The sequence below is a fragment of the Mojavia sp. genome (genome assembly GCF_059505145.1).
On the sequence record NZ_JCACKA010000036.1, the window covers coordinates 25499 to 43566 of the forward strand.

At 43.5% G+C, this 18068-nt stretch carries 14 protein-coding genes; 8 read left to right on the forward strand and 6 right to left on the reverse strand.

What is annotated here, in order from left to right; translation table 11 throughout:
- The first annotated feature begins 642 nt into the window (after nt 1-642).
- The gene (locus AC5JL8_RS06440) at nt 643-1485 is read left to right on the forward strand and encodes an SPFH domain-containing protein (protein ID WP_495878955.1); all 843 of its coding nucleotides are present in this window, start codon (nt 643-645) and stop codon (nt 1483-1485) included.
- Nucleotides 1486-1487: 2 nt separating this feature from the next.
- Here AC5JL8_RS06440 and folP read toward each other — a convergent pair whose 3' ends face one another.
- On the reverse strand, nt 1488-2333 hold the full coding sequence (folP, locus tag AC5JL8_RS06445) for a dihydropteroate synthase (protein WP_495878956.1): 846 nt from the start codon (nt 2331-2333) through the stop codon (nt 1488-1490).
- Nucleotides 2334-2433: 100 nt separating this feature from the next.
- Nucleotides 2434-3159: a triose-phosphate isomerase gene (gene tpiA / locus AC5JL8_RS06450; protein WP_495879060.1), complete on the reverse strand. Its 726-nt coding sequence runs from the start codon at nt 3157-3159 to the stop codon at nt 2434-2436.
- Nucleotides 3160-3505: 346 nt separating this feature from the next.
- On the opposite strand from tpiA, the gene AC5JL8_RS06455 reads away from it, so the two are divergent.
- A complete protein-coding gene (locus AC5JL8_RS06455) occupies nt 3506-4987 on the forward strand; it encodes a GTP-binding protein (RefSeq protein WP_495878957.1) in 1482 nt (493 codons plus the stop codon).
- Between the two features lie 264 nt (nt 4988-5251).
- Here AC5JL8_RS06455 and AC5JL8_RS06460 read toward each other — a convergent pair whose 3' ends face one another.
- Complete coding sequence (locus tag AC5JL8_RS06460) at nt 5252-6904, reverse strand: mechanosensitive ion channel (RefSeq protein ID WP_495878958.1); 1653 nt, start codon at nt 6902-6904, stop codon at nt 5252-5254.
- A 546-nt stretch (nt 6905-7450) separates the two neighbouring features.
- Between AC5JL8_RS06460 and AC5JL8_RS06465 the strand changes: the two genes are divergently transcribed.
- A complete protein-coding gene (locus tag AC5JL8_RS06465; protein WP_495878959.1) occupies nt 7451-7906 on the forward strand; it encodes an SRPBCC family protein in 456 nt (151 codons plus the stop codon).
- 43 nt (nt 7907-7949) lie between these two features.
- Here the strand turns inward: AC5JL8_RS06465 and AC5JL8_RS06470 are convergent, their stop codons facing one another.
- Complete coding sequence (locus AC5JL8_RS06470) at nt 7950-8771, reverse strand: SirB1 family protein (protein ID WP_495878960.1); 822 nt, start codon at nt 8769-8771, stop codon at nt 7950-7952.
- 418 nt (nt 8772-9189) lie between these two features.
- Between AC5JL8_RS06470 and atpD the strand changes: the two genes are divergently transcribed.
- The 3 genes from atpD to AC5JL8_RS06485 all read left to right on the forward strand — a co-directional run bounded on the left by atpD (nt 9190) and on the right by AC5JL8_RS06485 (nt 13420).
- On the forward strand, nt 9190-10638 hold the full coding sequence (gene atpD / locus AC5JL8_RS06475) for a F0F1 ATP synthase subunit beta (protein ID WP_495878961.1): 1449 nt from the start codon (nt 9190-9192) through the stop codon (nt 10636-10638).
- 91 nt (nt 10639-10729) lie between these two features.
- Entirely contained in the window at nt 10730-11143 is a 414-nt protein-coding gene (atpC, locus tag AC5JL8_RS06480) for an ATP synthase F1 subunit epsilon (protein WP_495878962.1), read from the forward strand.
- A gap of 159 nt (nt 11144-11302) precedes the next feature.
- On the forward strand, nt 11303-13420 hold the full coding sequence (locus AC5JL8_RS06485) for an SPFH domain-containing protein (protein ID WP_495878963.1): 2118 nt from the start codon (nt 11303-11305) through the stop codon (nt 13418-13420).
- 167 nt (nt 13421-13587) lie between these two features.
- On the opposite strand, the gene AC5JL8_RS06490 is transcribed toward AC5JL8_RS06485, so the two are convergent.
- On the reverse strand, nt 13588-14235 hold the full coding sequence (locus AC5JL8_RS06490; RefSeq protein WP_495878964.1) for a Uma2 family endonuclease: 648 nt from the start codon (nt 14233-14235) through the stop codon (nt 13588-13590).
- A gap of 362 nt (nt 14236-14597) precedes the next feature.
- On the opposite strand from AC5JL8_RS06490, the gene AC5JL8_RS06495 reads away from it, so the two are divergent.
- Nucleotides 14598-16463 carry a protein kinase domain-containing protein gene (locus AC5JL8_RS06495; protein WP_495878965.1) on the forward strand — a complete coding sequence of 622 codons (1866 nt, stop codon included), beginning with the start codon at nt 14598-14600 and terminating at the stop codon, nt 16461-16463.
- Between the two features lie 10 nt (nt 16464-16473).
- Here AC5JL8_RS06495 and AC5JL8_RS06500 read toward each other — a convergent pair whose 3' ends face one another.
- A complete protein-coding gene (locus AC5JL8_RS06500; RefSeq protein WP_045870192.1) occupies nt 16474-16773 on the reverse strand; it encodes a 30S ribosomal protein PSRP-3 in 300 nt (99 codons plus the stop codon).
- Nucleotides 16774-17155: 382 nt separating this feature from the next.
- Here AC5JL8_RS06500 and AC5JL8_RS06505 point away from each other — a divergent pair, with 382 nt between their 5' ends.
- Entirely contained in the window at nt 17156-17977 is an 822-nt protein-coding gene (locus tag AC5JL8_RS06505; protein ID WP_495878966.1) for a TIGR01548 family HAD-type hydrolase, read from the forward strand.
- Nucleotides 17978-18068: the final 91 nt, after the last annotated feature.

Consider the following 18068-nt stretch of genomic DNA (forward strand, 5'->3'; position numbering starts at 1 on the left):
CCTTATGTGAGTTAAAAATTCCCCAGCAATATCAAAGGTTTTAGCCTTCGCTTTAATTGTAAGCTCTAGCTCTATGAACGAGACTGTGTTCTTTCAGCCTCAACTCACATAAGTCGTATAGTATAAATAAATGCAAGCAATATATAGTTTAGCCAAGTAAAGCAACCTGTACCACAGTAATACACATAATCTTAAAAATCTATAGATAAGTACGAGTACTTTTGTGCATTGTGCTTGAAAAGTATTATTTATAAAATCCGAAGTAGCGATCGCACGCTGCCACACTTGCCAAAATAGTACAAAAGTAATGTGCAAAGCCTCAACTGGCTTGCAACCCAAACAAGCATTATGATTGGGGGAGTCTGTTATTCTACCTAAAGTTAAGTAGGCAATGTGAGTAAAGTTAATTACGAAAGTAGACCTTGCAAGTAAGTAATCAAGGTGCTTTAATAACGATTGCATTCTCACAAACTGCCTTACCTACACAAGAACGCACAAGTCGCGTTGGACTTGTAACTTGATGTTGCTGGTGTTCATAAAATTACAAACTCAAAACATTAGACTTATAGTTAGGACATAGTTAGGACAAGGTAGTACCATGTCCATTAAACTAAATTCCCCAAAAGTTAAATAGGAGCATATATGGAGCCAATCATTGCTATAGTCTTAGCGCTTATAGGTTATGCCTTAGGATCTGCAAAACTGATTAATCAAGGCAATGTAGCTCTAGTAGAAAGATTAGGGCGGTATCATCGAAAACTTAATCCCGGACTAAACTTCATTGTGCCCTTGGTCGATCAAATTGTGATGGAAGATACCACACGAGAGCAGATTTTAGATATCAAGCCTCAGAAGGTAATCACTAAAGATAACGTTTACTTAGAGGTTGATGGTGTTGTCACCTGGCAAATTATTAGCATGGAGGACACCTTCTATAAGGTTGACGATATGCAAGTGGCTCTAGCTAACCTCGTAACAGTTGAACTCCGTGCCCACATTGCTGAGAGAACATTATCGGAAACCATTTCTGCCAGAAATCAAATGAACCAATCACTGTTGCAGATTGTAAATGACACCAGTAAAAAATGGGGAGTGAACATTATTCGGATAGATATTCAAAGCATCACACCCCCAGAGAGTGTTCAAAGATCAATGGCAGAACAACAAGCTGCTGAAATTAGAAAGCAAGCAGCTATTACAGAAGCAGAAGGAGAACGACAAGCTGCAATTAAGAGAGCCGAAGCAACTAAAGAGTCAATTCGGATACTTTCGGAAGCTGTCACTGCTAGACCAGAAACTAGAGAAATTCTCAGGTATCTGGTAGCGCAAGAACAAGTAGAAGCAAGCCATAAACTTGGTGCTAGTTCCAATGCCAAAATAGTCTTTCTCAACCCAAGCATATCAGATGGAGCGCTAGATCAAATGCTGGGTGACGCTGTAAGTAGTGAAACTAATGGCAATAGTTCTGAGAATGGAACTGTATAGTCTTAACTATGCCGAAACAATGCATCAGCAACCAATGACACATCGCGCATTTCTTTAACATCATGAACCCGGAGGATATCAGCGCCATTAAAAATGGCAGCACAACACGCCGCAGCTGTGCCCCAAACTCGTGCTTTCGGATCTGGCTGATTAAGAATCCTACCTATAAAACTTTTACGGGATGCTCCTACTAAAATAGGACAGTTGAGCGCTTTGAATGACCGTAAGCGGCGAAGAATTTCTAAATTTTGCTCATGATTCTTAGCAAAGCCAATACCAGGATCAATGATCATTTTCTGCTGTTCAATGCCCGCAGTAATTGCAGCTGCAATTTGCTTTGCTAAAAAACTATTAATCTCTGCTATTAAATCTTGATAATCAGTTAGTTTTTGCATAGTCTGTGGGTTGCCTCGAATGTGCATCAACACAATAGGCACACTTAAATCGGCTACTGTTGGTAACATTTCGGAGTCAAACGTACCACCAGAAATATCATTAATTAAATCCGCACCAGCAGCTACAGATGCCCTAGCCACAGATGCCCTAGTTGTATCTACAGAAATCGGTACTGAAATGTGTTGCCGTAGCTCCTGCACTACAGGTACCACTCGCTCCATTTCTTCTGCAAGAGTTATTTGCTCTGCGCCTGGTCGAGTTGATTGACCACCGACATCAATAATGTCAGCACCAGATGCTACCAGTGCTTGCGCTTGTGCTACAGCAGCAGTAGTAGTACTAAACTCGCCACCATCACTAAAGCTATCAGGCGTCACATTCAACACGCCCATTAGATAAGTCTGCTTTCCCCATTGGAAACAGCGACCCCGAATTATCAACTCACTATGCATATAATCTACCTTTTTGGACAGATAGGGAGATGGGGAGATGGGGAGATGGGGTAAACTTCCCCCTGCTCCTTGATCCTCTTGTTTCCCCTTGTCCCAAAAGTTACTTATAGTTCACAATCCTGGCGAAACTTTCAGGTTCCAGGCTTGCTCCTCCCACTAGCACACCATCAATTTCTGGTTGAGCCATGATTTCATCAATATTGTTGGGTTTGACTGAGCCACCATATTGAATTGAAACATTGGGATTAGTTAATTGGCTGCGAATTAAGCCAATTACCCGATTTGCTTCTGTTGCTTCACAAGTGTCTCCTGTGCCAATTGCCCAAATTGGTTCGTAGGCAATCACTAAATTATTTTGATCGACATCTACCAAGTCTTTTTCTAACTGGGTGGTAATCAGTGATTCAGTCTCCCCTGCATCTCGTTGTTGTTTGGTTTCGCCTACACATAAAATAGGAGTAAGACCATACTTTTGGGCAGCTTTTAGGCGTAGATTTACGGTCGCGTCCGTTTCGCCAAAGTATTGCCGTCGTTCACTATGACCGACAATTACAAAGCGCACGCCAATTTCTGTCAGCATGAGGCCAGAAATTTCACCAGTATAGGCTCCATTTTCTTCCCAGTGGACGTTTTGTGCCCCAAGTTGGATACGGCTACCATGCAAACTCTTAGACAAAATGCTTAAGTCAGTGAATGGGGGGCACAATACAACTTCTCGCTCTTGGGGGGTTTCCTCCAAGTAGGGCAGAAATCCCTGTAAAAAATCCTGGGACTCTGCCTGAGTTTTGAACATTTTCCAGTTACCGGCAATAACTATTTTCCGCACAGATAATTTAGTCAAGATCCTAACGCTACTAGATGCATTTTTCAGTGTATGACTTTTTGCTTGTCATTAATCATTAGCTGTCCCCTTTGTCTCTAGGACTTACGCACCCAAGCCTGAAACCCCGATCCCCCCTAGCCCCCCTTTTTAAGGGGGGAACGTCTAAAGCCACGCCACTGAGGGAGTCGCTTAACCCGCAAGGGCGCAGGGCTGCCCCTTTCTAAGGGGGTTGGGGGATCTGAGTGCGTAAGTTCTGGTCTCTTATCTCTCGAATCTCCTGCTAAAAATCACTAGGATAAGAAACGAGGTCTATCTCATATCTCACATCCATCACATAACCAAAATCCGTATGAATTCGACATTGCCCTTGCCTGATCCGCATCAGAGTGATTCGTCCAACACTGATGCTACTTCCCTAAACTGGGAGGAAGAACTTGATAGTGCAATTTTCAGTTTTGAAGACATTCAGACGGAACTCAACTACAAACAAGCACAAACAGCACTGCGAAGATTGGTAGCCAATCTCGACCTCACTCCCCAGGAAAAGCATGGTTTAGAGACAGAGATTACTGATTTGGAAATGATGTTGGGGAAGTTAGACCGCATGGTGGTGCAGATTGCTGCTTTTGGGATGGTAGGACGCGGTAAATCTTCCTTACTCAATGCCTTGGTTGGGCAACCAGTGTTTGAAACTGGGCCTTTGCATGGGGTGACTCGTGCAGCACAAAGCGTTAATTGGAGTATTAACGAAGAGGCGATTGGCAAAACGGAACGTGCTTTACGAGTAACCCTGCCAGCAGTTGGTCAATCTCAGGTGGAATTAATTGATACACCTGGGTTAGACGAAATAGATGGAGATACCCGTGCAGCATTAGCTGAACAGGTAGCAAAACAGGCAGATTTAATTTTGTTTGTGATTGCTGGTGACATGACTAAGGTAGAACAGGTTGCTCTTTCTCAGTTGCGGGAAGCTGGTAAACCGATAATTTTGGTGTTTAACAAAGTAGACCAGTATCCAGAAGCAGACCGGATGGCAATTTACCACAAAATCCGGGATGAACGGGTTAAAGAGTTACTCTCACCTCTAGAAATTGTCATGGCAGCGGCATCACCATTAGTGAAAACGGCGATTCTGCGCCCTGATGGTAGCAGGGGGTTACAATTACGGACAGGTAATGCCCAAATCGATGAACTGAAGCTCAAAATTCTAGAGATTCTGCACCGTGAGGGTAAAGCTTTGGTTGCTCTCAACACAATGCTTTATGCCGATACCGTGAATGAGCAATTGGTACAGCGAAAACTGATGATTCGGGAACAGAATGCTAATGAGCTAATTTGGAAAGCGGTAATGACTAAGGCATTAGCGATCGCTCTTAATCCTGTAACTGTAGTAGATATACTTAGTAGTATTGTTATTGATATTTTTCTAATTTTAGGTTTATCTAAACTCTACGGCATTCCAATGACCGAAGCTGGTGCTGTAAAATTACTCCAAAAAATTGCCTTGAGTATGGGCGGTATTGGTGTTAGTGAACTACTAGCTAACTTAGGTTTAAGTGGGTTGAAAACTTTACTTGGTATCTCTGCATCAGCTACGGCTGGTGCTGCCATTGGCCCCTATATCTCAGTGGCGGTAACTCAAGCCGGCGTAGCTGGTGTTTCTTCTTACGGTATTGGACAAGTGACCAAAGCTTATTTAGCCAATGGCGCAACTTGGGGGCCTGATGGGCCAAAGGCAGTCATCAGTAAGATTTTGGCAACCTTGGATGAGGCCTCAATTCTCAGCCGCATTAAAGACGAATTGCTCTACAAAATGAAATTTAGCAAATAATGCATAGAAGCGGAGCATCTTGTTGTCAGATATCGCCCTCAAAACTTGAAACTTTGGGCTGAGAACTCCAAAAATTGAGCTTGAAGCGCAAAATTCAAAATTTCAGCTTTGAACTTGGAATGCCACTTTTACGCTTAATATCCAAGCTCAAAGCTTTGGCTTTCAACTTCTCAAGCAGAATTGCCAAAATATTGCCTACACTTCTGATGCTTGCAACTGCACTTTCTGATTTATAGGTAAAACTGTGCCACAAAACTTTGACTTTTACCCTTTGCTTTTAAAAGAATCTAGCCACTCTCGGACTTGTTCGCGGGCAATATCACGACCACCAAGACCAAAGGCTAAAGCAATAGCAACGGCGATCGCACCTAGTAAAAGCCCAAATGCTAAATTCACAATATCGCTGGCAACGCCAATCTGCCGCAGTGCCATTGCTGAGACTAGGGTAATAATGGCAATCCGCGCCACCTGTCCTAAAATCCTTGCCTGGGGGTTATTAGAACTGGTAATGATGCTAAAAGCCAGATTTGCCAAGAACAAACCAATGCCAAATACGATTAATCCCGATAAAATCCGCCCAAATATAATCAAAATCCCGGACACCAAGGCTGTCAGCGCGGCAATATTGAGAATATTTACTGCTGCGACTGTCGCAAACAGCATAATGCCCACTAAGACGATAATCCCGACAATTTCTGATGGGGTACGGGTTGGTGTTGATACTGGTGCGCCTGCTTGTGTGTATACGGCTGTTTGTCTAGGTGATGGCAGACCCAGCACAGCAAAAATGTTATTGAAACCAAAACTGGTGAGGATACTCGTGACCAGATCCGAAACAAACCTCCCCACGAAATAGCCAATAATCAGAATTGCTATGGCTGTAAAAATTGCAGGTAGAGCATTCAGAATTTGTTGCAGCATGGCGATCGCTGGAACTGAAATCGCCTCAATTTTCAGAGCATTGAGCGCGGCGATCGCAACTGGAATTAAAATCAAAATATAGACAAGCGTGCCGACAATATTCGACAGAGATTGTCCCCCTACAGATGAAGACAGTCCAAAACGGCTACCCAAATGGTCGATTCCAGTGGTTAACAATAAGTTGGTAACAATTCGGCAAACTATATTAGCTATAAACCAGCCGACAGCAGCAATTAGTGTCGCTGCTAAGATGTTTGGCAGAATTGAAAGAATCTGTGTTATTAAAGCTTTTACTGGTTGTAGCGCCTCCCTTAACCCCAGAGTATCTAGAACTGGGACGAGAAAAAGTAGAAAGATGAACCAATAAAGCGCATTGCCAATCGTTTCGCTTAAAGACAACTGATTGAGTCCAGGTGTACCATCCTGTGTTTCTTGATTCAAACGTTCATCCAGCCTCAATACCTGGAGTCCGCGTATCGTTGCAATCTTCACAATGGTAGCTAATAACCAAGCAACACCCAAAAGAATTCCTGCACCAACCAACTTTGGTAAAAAGCCCACAAGTTGATCGAGAAAATTATTGAGTGGTCGAGAGGCTACCTCCAGTCCTAAAGTCTGTAAAACCGCTACCGCAGTCAACAGAATAATGCCCCAAAAGACTAAGCTGGAGATTAATTGTTCCACCTGAGGAACATCGTTACGACCAGTCACTCCTGTAGCAATGCGGTTATCTATGTTTGTGCGGTTGAGGATTTTCCGTGTTACTACAGCCACAATCGCAGCAATCAACCAACCTACTAGCAAAATTGCCGTTGCCCCTAGCAAACGGGGTGTAAACAGAAGGATCTGTTCAACAATGCCTTGTACATCAGCAATTCCCTGCTTTATCCCTGGTTGATAGGGTGGTAGGTTGGGCGATTGTGCCAAAAATTGTTGCACCCTCATCGACAAACCCACTTCTATTACCTGGGTTATTCCTGGCCAAGCTGTGTTCATGGTTGTTCAGAATTAAGGTTTATTGTTGGGTGTTAACACTTAAGATGCTTCTGGAGTAGATTGTTGTATGCAATCGTGCCCCCGTAAGTTCACTAGTGTTTTGCCTAACAATTTACCAGGAAAAAGATATATATCATTCTGATTAAGAGCAATCTTTGAATTTATTAAATATTTTTTTGTTATGTTAATTAATTATTACAAAATGCTATTTGTTATAAAATATTTGATATTAATTTTTATGTTTAGACATATCTTAAAATTCAAAACTAAAAATAAAGAAGTAAAAGCTAGGTAAAGATAAAATTTCATCTCAATTGTGAATGAAAGCTCCTAGTATCTCTTGCATTTAGTAATTCTGCCAGCAGTGAAGAAAGCAGAAGCAGACAGGAAAAATTGTAATTTTATCTGTTGTACCTTTAGATCTTTATCTAACTTATACAAGTTTATTGATTTTTACAATCTAGTAAATTGTCGTATTGATGTAATGTAATGGCAGCGCTTAATTTTGCGTTAATCTAATTGCAGCAACAGCATTAAAAATGTAGAATGCCCCAAGTTTTGGAACAATCGATTCAAATTAATGCCACAGCTACAGTGGTAGAGCGTTGTTTTACCGATTTAACTCTCATGCATCGCTGGCTTAACCCTGTACTCCGTTGTGAACCTGTGGGCGGAACTTGGAGTACCGATGTTGGCAGTCAAAGCCGCTTTTTGATTCAAATTCCTGTAATTCAACCGGCTCTCAAGAGTGTTGTTGTAGAAAGGCAACCGGGTTTAGTCGTGTGGGAGTTTCAGGGATTTTTCAAAGGGCGCGATCGCTGGGAATGTCTACCAATCGAGAAGGGAACAAGCCTGCTGAATAGGTTTGAGTTTGAAATTCCCAACCCCTTAATCAGTTGGGGTTTTAATACCTTTGCAGCATCTTGGACAAAACAAGATATGCAAGCCCAACTGCGCCGCCTCAAACGAGTAGCAGAGGAAGTACAACAAAGACTTCGTTAATGTTGTCAATTTTGAAAATTCCGATTTTTAAATTTTGAATTTTTTACTTTCTCTTCAACTCAGCAAGTAGCCGCCGAATTGCGCTTGCATCATCAGCATCAGGAACCTTAGCTAGATAACTTTGCAAGTCGTCAGCAGCTTGTGGATAATGACCAAGTTGATAGTAAATCAGACCGCGATCGCGCAATTCTAAGCCCACCCCAGGAAACAGCAGCAAAATTCGCTCAACTGCTGCTAGAGTTTTTTCCAAATTTTGCTTTTTCAGGTAAATATATTTCAGGTTCGTGAGCATCCGTGCTAAAAATTGCCGATGGCTTACCGGAGCTAAAAATTCTGGTTTTAGCTGCACAGGTTGCTGAAACATCTGAGAAAGCCGTTCCTGGCAATCTTGTGTAAATAAAACCTCACCGCGATTGAATGCATCAACGAAAATCTCCATATCTGAGATATTCGGACGAATCAGGAAATGCCCTGGCATCCCGATACCCATCATTGGAAAATCAATTCGGCGGGATACCTCCAAGTAGACTAGCGCTAAAGTAATAGGTATCCCTAAGCGCCGATCAATCACATCATTTAAAAAGCTGTTGCGGGGATCGTAGTAGTCTGTTTGATTGCCAGCAAATCCCAAGTCATCGTATAAATAACTACTTATATTTTGAATCACCCGCAGCGGATACCGTGAAGAAGGCAACCGTTCTTGTAGTTCTGCTGCCATTGTGTCGAAGGCATTAAGGTATTCTTCGGGGTCAAGGTTGGGATATTCTTCTTGGGCAATATATAAAGCAGCTTTTGCCAGGTCGATATCCTCGTCAGGCTGCTGAATCTCTTGGTAAAAATATTGTCGCGCTGACGAGAAATTCATAAGCAATTGCTCGATGGAGTGATAAGGATGAAGCGGGTAAACTGACAGCAGTTTTCTGTACCTATCTTTATCTTAGAGACCTTCGCCCGGATTGGAAAATGTCAGAAATACAAATAGCAAGATAAAGCTAAAGTCGCAGTTGAGGTAGTTAACGACCTCTAGTATTTTGCGCTTGCCGTGTTTAGATATCATCAGACCCAGCAGTTTTTGATTTTGAGATGATTGCACGGAGCGCAGTGCCGGAGGCGATCGCAGCTAATTTTAAACTTAGCCTGATTTTGATCCCCAGACACCACTCTTAAGGATCAATTTATGGCGGAGAGTGGGGTCGTTCAGTGTTAATCTGAAAGGTGACATTACTTCATATTATGTCTTCTACGACCCTATCTGAAATATAGCTTCAATCATTAGGCTCAGCATGGTCACCACCGCAGAAAAAACAAACATCGGTTACATTACTCAAATCATTGGTCCGGTTGTAGACGTTAAGTTTCCCGGCGGGAAATTGCCGCAAATCTACAACGCTTTGACCATCAAAGGCTCCAACGAAGCTGGACAGGAAATCAACCTGACCGTCGAAGTACAGCAACTGCTGGGCGACAACCAGGTGCGGGCTGTTGCGATGAGCTCCACCGATGGCTTAGTGCGTGGTCTGGAAGTGGTCGATACTGGCGCTCCGATTAACGTGCCAGTTGGTAAAGCCACCTTGGGTCGGATTTTCAACGTCCTTGGCGAACCCGTAGATAATAGAGGGCCTGTAAATGCTGAGGCAACTTTACCTATCCACCGCGATGCTCCTAAATTCACTGAACTAGAAACCAAACCTTCCGTTTTTGAAACTGGGATTAAAGTTGTTGACCTTCTAACTCCCTATCGACGCGGCGGTAAGATTGGTCTGTTCGGTGGTGCAGGTGTTGGTAAGACCGTGATCATGATGGAGTTGATCAACAACATCGCTACTCAGCACGGTGGAGTATCCGTTTTTGCTGGCGTGGGTGAGCGTACCCGTGAAGGCAATGACCTCTACAATGAAATGATTGAATCTGGGGTAATCAACAATGATAACCTCAACGAGTCGAAGATTGCTCTAGTGTACGGTCAGATGAACGAACCACCCGGAGCTAGAATGCGGGTAGGTCTGTCTGGCTTGACAATGGCAGAATACTTCCGTGATGCAAATAAGCAGGACGTACTCCTGTTTGTTGACAACATCTTCCGGTTCGTACAAGCAGGTTCTGAAGTGTCCGCGCTATTGGGTCGGATGCCTTCTGCTGTGGGATATCAGCCCACACTAGGAACCGACGTGGGTGCATTACAAGAGCGGATTACCTCGACTACAGAGGGTTCAATTACTTCGATTCAGGCAGTGTACGTACCTGCGGACGACTTGACTGACCCCGCGCCTGCAACCACCTTCGCTCACTTGGATGGGACAACAGTGTTGTCTCGTGGCTTGGCATCTAAGGGAATTTATCCCGCAGTTGATCCATTAGGCTCAACCTCTACCATGTTGCAGCCCAGCATTGTTGGTGATGAACACTACAGCACTGCCCGTGCTGTACAGGCAACTCTGCAACGTTATAAAGAACTCCAAGACATCATCGCCATTCTTGGTTTAGATGAATTATCTGAAGAAGACCGTCTCACCGTAGCAAGAGCGCGGAAGGTTGAGCGCTTCTTGTCCCAGCCGTTCTTTGTGGCAGAAGTATTTACTGGCTCTCCTGGTAAGTATGTCAAGTTGGAAGACACCATCAAAGGATTCCAAATGATTCTGTCTGGTGAGTTAGATGCTTTACCAGAACAAGCTTTCTACTTGGTGGGCGATATTAACGAAGCGATCGCCAAAGCTGAAAAAATCAAAGGCTAATTCGTTAGTCGTCAGTAGTTAGTGGTCAATAGTTTTGAACAACTGGCGACTGACTACTGACAACCGACAACTGACAACTGACACATCATATATGACACTAACCGTTCGTGTAGTTTCTCCAGATAAAACAGTGTGGGATGCCCAAGCTGAAGAAGTAGTTTTGCCTAGCACTACTGGTCAGTTAGGTATCCTGAGTGGACACGCACCACTTTTGACTGCTCTAGATACTGGTGTGCTGCGAGTACGTGCCAGCAAAAATCAGGATTGGCAAGCGATCGCCCTTTTAGGCGGTTTTGCTGAAGTTGAACAAGATGAAGTCACAATCCTGGTGAACGGCGCTGAACGTGGCGATACCATTAACTTAGAAGAAGCTCGTACTGCTTACAGCCAAGCACAAACACGTCTCAATCAGGTGACACCAGGCGATCGCCAAGCACAAATCCAGGCGACCCAAGCCTTCAAACGCGCCCGCGCTCGGTTTCAAGCAGCTGGCGGTTTGGTCTAAAATTTTCTACTGTGCTTCAACTTTTTAGGGTGGACAAATAGCCCACCCTAAATAATATTTATTTATATTGCTAAAAAAATTACACCAAGTTTAAGAAATTTAGTCCAGTCCAAGTGAAGTGTTAATTTAGATAATTAGTTGCCCAAAAGGGCACAATTTATGAAAAGTTCTTCAACTTCCCTTGGTAAGCGGAAACAAAATAAATTAGGTCGTTTTGCCGGATCTGTAGTAGCAGCATTAGCAATAGCTAGCAGTGTGAATTGTGCTAGTGCTACTAATGTAAAAGACGTAAAAACATTTACAACAAAAGATATCGCCTCAGTATCAGTCCCATCTGTACAGACAAAACCCATCATTGCCCAGTTACCAACCAACAGTACTCAATATCAGGCAATGCAACTGTCACCTGGGGGACTCATCCCGATTATTTTGGTGGGTGGTGTAGTCATATTTGTCCCACTGTTCTTTGGCGGACTGGTGGTTATTGGCGAACGTGAAGTTGGCATTGTAGTTAGAAAATTTACCTTATCTGGGCGCGGACTGCCAGCAGGAAGGCTGATTGCCTTGAACGGTGAAGCTGGCTTGCAGGCAGATACTCTGGCTCCTGGCTGGCATTGGGGCTATTGGCCTTGGCAATACTCGGTTCGCAAGGAGCATGTAGTCGTTGTACCCCAAGGTGAAATTGCCTTGATTGTGGCAGCAGATGGTGCATCCAACCCGCCAGAACGCATTTTAGGCAAAATCGTTGATTGTGATAATTTCCAAGATGCCCGAAAATTCCTTACCCAAGGTGGGGAAAAAGGTCGTCAGATGGGTTTTCTCACGGCTGGTACGTACCGCATCAACACCGCCCTGTTTAAAGTCATCATGGCGTCGAATGCCACTGGTCATGGCATGAATCCAGAACATTTGCGGGTGTACAGTGTTAACTCTGACAAAGTTGGCATCGTTACTACGCTCGATGGTCTGCCAATTCCGGCTGGTGAGCTTGCAGGCCCAATAATTCCTGGACACGATAACTTCCAGAGTGGTCAGAAATTCATTGATGGTGGTGGACGAAGGGGTTTGCAAGAGCAGATATTGCTTTCTGGTTCTTGGAACTTGAATCCTTGGTTTGTCCAGGTTGAGCAAGTGCCGATGACAGAAATTCCCATTGGATATGTGGGGGTAGTAATTTCTTTCGTGGGTAAAGCCCAAGAAGATGTCAGCGGTGCAGCCTTTACCCATGGAAACTTGGTTAATCAAGGACATAAGGGTGTGTGGGTGGAACCACTTTATCCTGGGAAGCACCCGATCAATTCGCGGATCATGAAGATTGAATTAGTGCCAACCACTAACATAGTTTTAAACTGGTCAGGTCGCACTGAACGCCATAGTTATGATGCTCAACTAGCTTCCTTAACAGTGCGATCGCGCGACGGGTTTGCCTTCGATTTAGAAGTAGCGCAAATTATCCATGTGGGTGCATTGGATGCTCCGAAGGTGATTTCTCGCGTAGGTTCGATGCAAAATTTAGTAGACCATGTATTAGAACCAACTATTGGTAATTACTTCCGCAACTCCGCGCAAGATTATACTGTACTAGATTTTCTTACTGCCCGGAGCGAACGCCAAGTAGAGGCTGCGGAGTATATTAAAATAGCGTTGCGGGCTTATGACGTGCAAGCGATCGACACCCTAATCGGTGATATTCTGCCACCGGCGACGCTCATGCAGACACAAACAGACCGGAAAATTGCTGAAGAACAGCGCAAGACTTATGAAGTTCAGCAAGTAGCGCAAACTCAACGGCAAAAACTCGTTAGAGAAACGGCGCTGGCTGATATTCAGCAAGAAATGGTGAAATCAGAGCAGAATGTGCAGATTGCCGACTTAAAAGCGCAAGCAGCAATTAAGCACGCTAACGGTGAAGCAGAGGCTACAAAACTGCGAGCAATTGCTGAAGCTGAAGGTATTCGGGCCACAGGTAATGCCAAAGCTGAAACCTACCGTACTGGTGTGGAAGCCTTGGGAACACAAGGTTATACCGCAATGCAGCTAATGCAAATTATCGGCGATCGCAATGTTCGTCTAATTCCAGATATCCTTGTTGGTGGTAGTAATGGCAGCACTAACGGCTTGGTAGATGGGCTACTATCAATGATTTTATGGAATCAAACTGGCAAGCAAGGTGAGGCATTACCAACACCTTTGCATCCACAACCAGTAGTCAAAACTCAACCAAACGGACAAAGCAGTTTTCCGCCAATAGTTGTTGATTTTCCTGTAGATAAGTAACATCAACAGAACTGATTAGTTTGTAGGTAGTTAGCACTTTAGCAATCAAAAAGCACTAAAGTGCTGATACTGTAATTATCTAAAAAACACTGTATTACGTATGCGATCGCTAGTTTTTTTGATTAAATAATGAATTTTAAGCACAGGAGAGTATCAACCTAACAGCCTTACTCCTTGACTGAACCAGAAATTTGCCCCTTAACCCAAGTGCGAAAAGCACGGGTTGTAGTGATTTCTCCATTCTGTTTACTCTCTTGAATAAATCGAGGAATTTCCCTCACTGCTACAGACGTAAAGATAGGGCTAACTTGGACTTCTAAATATTGTCCACCTTCAAGTCTATAAATTTGCAACACACTGCCGTTGTAGCGCCAAAATTCAGGAATTCCCATTGAGGCATAAAGCTGCAACTTGTCGATTTTAGATCTGGAGTATTCGACCTCTAGCACAAGGTCTGGGGGTGGGTCAGAAGCCAAGTCTATATTTTCCTTGTCTCTAACTAAAAATTCGTTTTGGATGTAGTAGCTGCTATCTGGCTCTCCCCCACGTTCTAAATCATCCCGCGTTAATGTCAGAGATCCAGTCCTTTTAATTTCCAATCCCAACTCTTCGCACAGTACACCAACAAAAACCTCAATGAGACGGTTTGAGTTTTCGTGCGGCATGAGTGGAGTCATAATTTCTATTGTGCCATTGTCATAAGCAAGTCTATTTTTGCGTTCTGAACCCATCTCAGCCAGCATAGTTTTGAATGTCTGCCAGCTAATGTTCTCAAGTAAGACTCTCATTTCTGCGGGTGTTGCTGTGGTCACCATTGTTCAGTTCTGTTTTGCTTTTAGCTGAGGGAATTTTGATTTTCTGGGTGTGGTGTTCATGATTTACCTACCTTAACCTGCCCCCATCGAGAGTATTGGACGGTAACTAGCAGAAAGATGAGGACGTAAGAAAGCTACAGTTATATCGAAATTAGTATTACTACATTTATGTTAAATCTTAGGACTTACGCACTCAAGCCTGAAACCCCGATCCCCCCTTAAAAAGGGGGGAACGTCTAAAGCCACGCCACTGAGGGAGTCGCTTAACCCGCAAGGGCGCAGGGCTGCCCCTTTCTAAGGGGGTTGGGGGATCTGAGTGCGTAAGTTCTGAATCTAATCTGGCTGATAACTTTGGCAGGAAAATGCTGATACAAAACCGTTATCGTTTACTTCAGCTGATTGGCAAAGGGGGATTCTGCAAAACCTACCTCGCTGTAGATGAAAATCAATTTCCCCCAGTTCCTTGTGTTGTGCAACAATTGTCACGCCAAAATCAAACACCAGAAACCTTTGTACAAAAGGCGCAACAGCTAAAAGTAGTAGGTCAACATCCTCAAATTCCTGCTTTACTGGAACACTTCCAAGAAAATACCCACTACTACTTAGTACACGAGTTTATCGCAGGCAGTAATTTAGTTACTCTATTGGAAGATGAAGGAACTTTTAGTGAAAATCAAATTTGGCAACTTTTAGCAAATTTATTACCAGTTCTGAAATTTATTAGCGATCGCAACATTATTCACCGCGATATTAAACCAGAAAATATTATTCGCAAATCCTCTGGAGATTTAGTTTTAGTTGATTTTGGTGCAGCTAAACTTGCCAATGAAATTGACCAGTTAACAACTGAAAACTGCATCGGTAGCCCAGAATATATTGCACCCGAACAAGTAAGAGGAAAAGCAATTTTCGCCAGCGATCTTTACAGTCTGGGTGTAACTTGCATTTCCCTACTAGCCCAGATTCCTCCCTTTGATTTATTTGATGTGGCTAATGATTGCTGGGCTTGGCAAGATTTTCTGCCAAATAGCATCAGCAATCGCCTGACACAAATCCTTAACAAGCTGCTGCAAAATTCGGTCAGCCGACGTTTTCAATCGGCTGATGAAGTTATGCAAGCAATGGGGATTGCAGATACATATAATTACCCAACGATCAATTCGGATAATTATCTGCGTGCATCTGCGTTTATCGGCGGTTCAAAATTCCACATCCACAATTCCCCGTGGCAATGCATACATACATTAATTGGGCTTCCTAGCACTGCTGGGATAAATGCCCTTACCTTCAGCCCTGATGGTAAAACTTTAGCCAGTGGCAATGATGACAAACTCATCAGAATATGGGATTTAAATACTCAAAAAGTGCTAGCCACCCTATCAGGACATTCCCAAGCGGTGAAATCACTTGCCTACAGTCCTGATGGCAATATACTAGCAACGGCTAGCGACGATAAAACTATCAAATTGTGGGATATTAATAGATTCCAGGAAGATTTGACCCTCATAGGACACTCACACGCTGTAAAAGCAGTGGCTTTCAGTCCTGACGGGCAGATTCTTGCTAGTGGCAGTTGGGATAAGACAGTTAAACTCTGGGATGTCAATACTGGTAAAGAAATTTTTACTCTTACCGGACACCATTTACAGGTGAATTCAGTAGCATTTACTTCTCAAGGACGGATTTTGGCCAGCACGAGTTTTGATAGAACAATTCGCCTGTGGCAACTACCTACAACAAATATGTTGCTGAAATCTAGCCGGAATACAGAATTTGAAGCAACAGAGGACATCTCTCGATTAATCAGCAGCGAAGAATTTGAAAACCGCCCAGACTGCACCTTGTTAGGAATCTTTTCAGGTCATGCATGGGCGGTTTTAACGATCGCTTTTAGTCCCGATGGGAAAATTTTGGCAACGGGTAGCGACGATAACACTATTAAATTATGGCAGGTAAACACTGGTCAGGTAATTACCACACTGTTAGGCCATTCTTGGTCAGTTGTAGCCTTGGCTTTCACTGCTGATGGCGAAATGCTGGTTAGCGCCAGTCGGGATCAGACAATTAAACTCTGGAGGGTTAGCACAGCAGAAGAAATTGCTACTCTCTCTGGACATTTAGACTCTGTATCTACCGTTGCTGTTAGCCCTGATGCACGACTGATTGCTAGCGGCAGCAGGGACAAGACCATCAAATTGTGGCAACTTGTAGAACAGCAGGGGGGCTAATTGGGCAGTTTCAAGCGCTACCTGTAAAGGCAACTTCTGGAAATTTCAGCTGGGCTTCTGCCATTGGACGGTTTCTGCCTTCCTCTTGCCAGTAGTTAATCACTTCTGTGGCTTTGTTGAGTAGCTCAACACGATCCAGGTCGCTAATCCAATGTTTGGATTCGAGTTCCTTCTTTAACTCTTCCCAAGCATCGTTTCTTGGCCAGAAAAAGTACTTGGTTAAAGGACTTGTGCCTTTGCCTACAACTTGATCAACTGCAAGAGCAACGTTCTCGTCCAACCAAAGAATTTTCAAAATAAACTTGGTCAATCACACCTCCGGGAATATCCAGGCATTCTTACTAAGTCAGCGATCGCTTATTTTAACGCAATACCTTACCAGATGGCTAAATAGTTATTGGGAATGGGGGATTGGCATGGGTCATTGGGAATCATAAGGATTATTTCAGCACAAGTTGTGTGAGAAGACCTGATTTTGAGGATTTAGAAGTATATAAACTTGCTGAGAGGCTAGCAATTGAAATTTGGCAGATTATGAAGGGATGAGATAATTTCTTTTAAGCAGATTCAAACCAATTCTTGATGAATTGTTACCCAAACTCAATGCTTATCTAAAAGCTATAGGAAACAGAGAATAGAGAAAAACTTCTTTATTCCTTATGCCCAATGCCCCATGCCCAATACCCTATCCTATGACCAAACAATTCTTACCAAGTGCGATCGCCGTTTTTGATATTGATGGTGTTGTACGTGATGTCAGTGGTTCTTATCGTCGAGCGCTCGCGGATACTGTAGAGTATTTTACTGCTCAAGCTTATCGTCCCACACCAGTAGACATTGACCAGTTGAAGTCTGAAGGCATTTGGAATAATGATTGGGAGGCATCCCAAGAATTAATTTACCGTTACTTTCAAACTCAAGGACAGCCCCGTGAACAACTGCAAATTGACTACAACAATGTAGTTAGTTTTTTTCAATCTCGTTACCGAGGGACAGATCCTGATAATTTCACCGGATATATCTGTAATGAACCCTTATTATTACAACCTAGCTACTTAGAACACCTGACACAAGCTGGAATTGCTTGGGGATTTTTTAGCGGTGCAACTCGTGGTTCTGCTAACTATATCTTAGAAAAACGCTTAGGCTTGCAGTCTCCAGTATTGATTGCGATGGAGGATGCACCAGGTAAGCCAGACCCCACCGGGCTTTTTGCTACTGTTCACCTACTAGAGAAAGGGTACGATTGCGCGGAGCGCAGCGCCGAGGGCGATCGTTTGCCTACTGTCTTGTATGTTGGAGACACAGTAGCTGATATGTACACAGTTGAGAAAGCACGCAATCTCCATCCACAACGTACTTGGATTGGGGTAGGTGTTTTACCGCCTCATGTGCAAGAAACCGCGACGCGTCGTGATGCTTATGCCGAAACGCTAAAAAAAGCGGGAGCAGCAGTAGTGTTGAGTAATGTACAGGAATTAAGCCCAGGAAAGATACAAGAATTGGTGAGTTGATCACCTCGATCCATGTTCTAAGATTCTAGATGTGCATCGTACATCTGTGGTTCTTTTTAGTATTATTTGGATTTTTGCAATAAGCCTATTA

Coding starts and splice junctions, on each gene's coding strand:
- atpD (WP_495878961.1), top strand. CDS start 9,190: ATGGTCACCACCGCAGAAAAAACAAACATCGGTTACATTACTCAAATC.
- AC5JL8_RS06460 (WP_495878958.1), bottom strand. CDS start 6,904: ATGAACACAGCTTGGCCAGGAATAACCCAGGTAATAGAAGTGGGTTTG.
- AC5JL8_RS06495 (WP_495878965.1), top strand. CDS start 14,598: ATGCTGATACAAAACCGTTATCGTTTACTTCAGCTGATTGGCAAAGGG.
- AC5JL8_RS06465 (WP_495878959.1), top strand. CDS start 7,451: ATGCCCCAAGTTTTGGAACAATCGATTCAAATTAATGCCACAGCTACA.
- folP (WP_495878956.1), bottom strand. CDS start 2,333: ATGCATAGTGAGTTGATAATTCGGGGTCGCTGTTTCCAATGGGGAAAG.
- AC5JL8_RS06440 (WP_495878955.1), top strand. CDS start 643: ATGGAGCCAATCATTGCTATAGTCTTAGCGCTTATAGGTTATGCCTTA.
- AC5JL8_RS06505 (WP_495878966.1), top strand. CDS start 17,156: ATGACCAAACAATTCTTACCAAGTGCGATCGCCGTTTTTGATATTGAT.
- atpC (WP_495878962.1), top strand. CDS start 10,730: ATGACACTAACCGTTCGTGTAGTTTCTCCAGATAAAACAGTGTGGGAT.
- AC5JL8_RS06470 (WP_495878960.1), bottom strand. CDS start 8,771: ATGAATTTCTCGTCAGCGCGACAATATTTTTACCAAGAGATTCAGCAG.
- AC5JL8_RS06455 (WP_495878957.1), top strand. CDS start 3,506: ATGAATTCGACATTGCCCTTGCCTGATCCGCATCAGAGTGATTCGTCC.
- AC5JL8_RS06485 (WP_495878963.1), top strand. CDS start 11,303: ATGAAAAGTTCTTCAACTTCCCTTGGTAAGCGGAAACAAAATAAATTA.
- AC5JL8_RS06490 (WP_495878964.1), bottom strand. CDS start 14,235: ATGGTGACCACAGCAACACCCGCAGAAATGAGAGTCTTACTTGAGAAC.